The 3,371-nt window shown below is 46.1% G+C and carries 3 protein-coding genes and 3 tRNA genes; all 6 read left to right on the forward strand.

The window, feature by feature from the left end; all coding sequences use genetic code 11:
• Nucleotides 1-475: DivIVA domain-containing protein (locus tag RDN69_RS05965; protein WP_288218375.1), on the forward strand; the 475-nt coding region annotated here is incomplete at its 5' end.
• Between the two features lies 1 nt (nucleotide 476).
• Complete coding sequence (speE, locus tag RDN69_RS05970) at nucleotides 477-1,352, forward strand: polyamine aminopropyltransferase (RefSeq protein WP_024048016.1); 876 nt, start codon at nucleotides 477-479, stop codon at nucleotides 1,350-1,352.
• Nucleotides 1,353-1,412: 60 nt separating this feature from the next.
• Nucleotides 1,413-1,488, forward strand: a tRNA-His gene (locus RDN69_RS05975).
• 1 nt (nucleotide 1,489) lies between these two features.
• Nucleotides 1,490-1,564 (forward strand) — tRNA-Gln (locus tag RDN69_RS05980).
• A 4-nt stretch (nucleotides 1,565-1,568) separates the two neighbouring features.
• A tRNA-Lys gene (locus RDN69_RS05985) sits at nucleotides 1,569-1,644 on the forward strand.
• A gap of 184 nt (nucleotides 1,645-1,828) precedes the next feature.
• Nucleotides 1,829-3,103: an ArsB/NhaD family transporter gene (locus RDN69_RS05990; RefSeq protein WP_024048015.1), complete on the forward strand. Its 1,275-nt coding sequence runs from the start codon at nucleotides 1,829-1,831 to the stop codon at nucleotides 3,101-3,103.
• Nucleotides 3,104-3,371 lie beyond the last annotated feature (268 nt).

Consider the following 3,371-nt stretch of genomic DNA (forward strand, 5'->3'; position numbering starts at 1 on the left):
AGAAGAAACCGATATGCTGCGCACGAAATTGAAAAATTACGAAACGATGGAAACGACCATGACATCTACATTGATGATGGCGCAGGAAACGGCGGAAAATGTCAAAGTCAATGCGCGCAAAGAAGCGGAATTGATCATTGCCAAAGCGGAAACGGAGAAAGAACAGATGCTCCGCGATACGGCAGATTCATTACGCAACGCACAGGAACAATACAACCAAATCATGGCCGATATCAGCGTTTTCCGAGCGAAATTACGCTCGTTGCTCGAATCGCAATTAGAGTTGGTGGATACCATGGTAGCGGATCCGTCCCAAGGCATGGCAAACTATGAAACCGTGCCCGAGACGGAAGAAAATAACGAGGAAGAACTTTTCACCGTTACCGATGTAGAAGAAGCGGATTCGCAAGCGATACAAGAGATAGAAGCGGAAGCATCAGATTCCGCAGCGGGTGAAATCGACCGGGAGGCATAAGATGGCGGCAACGCAAACTGCGTGGGTCACTGAAGAACAAAGTCCGTCCGTTAAACTCTCCCTTGCTGTACGGGAAATTTTGCATGAGGAGCAGTCTGAATTTCAGCACATTGTCGTGGCGGACAGCATTCAATTTGGTCGGATGTTGATCTTGGACGGCGTTTTTCAAACCTCTATCGCCGATGAGTGGGTGTATAGCGAAATGATCACCCATGTCCCTTTATGTCTGCATCCGCAGCCGCGCCGCATCCTGATTGTGGGCGGCGGTGACGGCGGTACGGCGCGAGAAGTGTTGCGTCATACTACAGTCGAATCGGTGGAAATGGTTGAGATTGACCCAGCTGTGATTGCTATCGCTAAGAAATACTTGCCCGAAATTGCGGCCGCGCTATTGCAAGATGATCCTCGATTAACCGTTACTGTCGGCGACGGCATTGCCAAAGTGGAAGCGGCAGAGAATGAATATGATGTGATTATTGTTGATTGCTCGGATCCCATTGGCCCCGGGAAAGGCCTTTTTACCGCCGAATTTTATGCCGCTTGTGCACGGGCTTTAAAGGCAGACGGCATCATGGTGCAGCAAACAGAATCGCCGTTCTTCCATCAACAGTTAATTTTCGATGTTCAACAGGCGGTTGCGAAAAGCTTTCCGATGACCCGTCTGTATACAGCACCGATTCCGTTGTATCCCAGCGGCTATCATTCCTTTACGTTGGGAGCTAAAACGCGGGACCCTTTGGCATCGGAATGGCGAACCCCAAGTTTACCGCATTGTCGTTATTACAATACGGAAATCGGTAAAGCTGCATTTGTATTACCGGAATTTGTGCGTCACTTGGTGGCAAGGGACGAAACGCCGATGACAAGTTCTAAATAAATATTGACAGTAATCAAACAAGATGGTAAACTGTTAACTGTTCCGATTTATTCGGACATGGTGGGTATGGTGAAGTGGTTAACACGGCGGATTGTGGCTCCGTTATGCGTGGGTTCGACTCCCACTACTCACCCCACAGGGGTATCGCCAAGCGGTAAGGCAACGGACTTTGACTCCGTCATACGGTGGTTCGAATCCACCTACCCCTGCCAGTATGATCCATTAGCTCAGTTGGTAGAGCACCTGACTTTTAATCAGGGTGTCCCGCGTTCGAGTCGCGGATGGATCACCACATCAAGCCTCTGCTAAGCAGAGGCTTTTTACTTATAGGTAATTATTGTCCACTGATAATAGGCAATTGGCCCGTTTTCGTTGACAGTTCAATCGTTAAATTATACAATGTAAGACGAGCATAGCATTAGATGAAAATATTTTTAATAATATCATAAAATATTATCATGAGGGGCTGAGGCGGAGTGTTTAGCGCGTTTACTTTGTCAATTTTAATATTTGTGACAACCTACGCTGTGATCATGTCGGAGAAATGGCCGCGAACGATTGTTTCATTGGTTGGCGGCATGACAATGATTTTGGTGGGCTTTGTCACGCAGGAAATGGCGATTACCCGTTTTATAGACTTCAATACACTCGGCCTTTTAATCGGGATGATGATGATCGTTGCTGTCGTTAAAAAGACAGGGATGTTCGAAGCCTTCGCTATTTGGGCCGTCAAATTGACACAAGGTCGTTCGCTGCTGTTGATGTTGATGTTTGCATTTTTAACAGCAATTTCGGCAGCGTTCTTGGATGTCGTCACAGCAGTACTGCTAATCGCGCCGATCACTATTTCGTTAACAAAATTTTTGCGTCTTAATGCCTATCCTTTCCTGATCATGGAAATTCTGGCTTCCAATATCGGCGGTACAGGAACGATGGTAGGCGACCCGCCGAACGTCATGATCGGCAGCGCCGTTGGCTTAACGTTTATGGACTTTGTTACCAATACCGGCCCGATCGCTATGTTTGTATTGCTTCTCTGTGTACCTACTTTGCTACTTGTTTTTCGTAAAGAACTTAAACACGAACCTTTTGAAAAATCGCTTTTAGACAAACTGGATCCGAAAAAGCAGATTGCCGATTGGCGGCTATTCCATATTTCGTTAACCGTCTTGGTTTTAACAGTATTCGGGTTTGCCATTCATAATTTGATCGGATTCGAAACAGCGACGATCGCTCTTACCGGTGCGATTGCCATGATGGTTTTTACGGGTGAGACTCCGGAAGAAGCATTGAGCGGTGTAGATTGGAGCACCATCTTCTTCTTCATCGGCCTCTTTGTTCTTGTCGGCGGTATTGAGGCTACCGGTGTTATCGGTTGGGTTGCGAAATGGGCTGTGGAACAGACCCAAGGCAACATCGAAATGACATCTTCCTTGATTCTCTGGATCAGTGCTTTAGCTTCCGCTTTTGTGGATAACATTCCGTTTACTGCAACCATGATTCCGATCATTAAGGAGATGGAAAACGTAATGGGACTTGACCCCAATGTTTTGTGGTGGTCGCTCTCCATTGGTGCTTGCTATGGCGGTAACGGCACGATTATCGGCTCCTCGCCGGGGGTTATTATTGCGGCCTTGGCAGCCCAAAACGGTTACGATATGAGCTTTAAAAAATACTTTATAGTCGGTTTCCCGATGATGTTATTTACCGTATTTGTTGGGCAAGTATACATTTGGTTGCGATACTTCTAAAGATACATATAAAAGGGCGTCCATATGGGCGCCTTTTTATATGTAAGAAATAGTGAGTAAATATTGACTGTTTCTTGACAACGTATATTTAGCGTGATATGATACTTAAGCATCAACAATCCGGTTGGTGCAGAGCATTTCTGATAATTTCAAAAAAGGTGCGAAAAAGGCTTGACACCAAAGAAAAGAGATGCTATCATAATCAAGTCGCATGAAGCGACACGGTTCTTTGAAAACTGAACAATGCAATGAATTAACGCCAATGTGC

Source organism: uncultured Negativicoccus sp., from assembly GCF_902480485.1.
Taxonomy (GTDB): domain Bacteria; phylum Bacillota; class Negativicutes; order Veillonellales; family Negativicoccaceae; genus Negativicoccus; species Negativicoccus succinicivorans.

Bases quoted from the DNA above. Each gene is read 5' to 3' on its own strand.
- speE (WP_024048016.1), top strand. From the start codon at position 477: ATGGCGGCAACGCAAACTGCGTGGGTCACTGAAGAACAAAGTCCGTCC.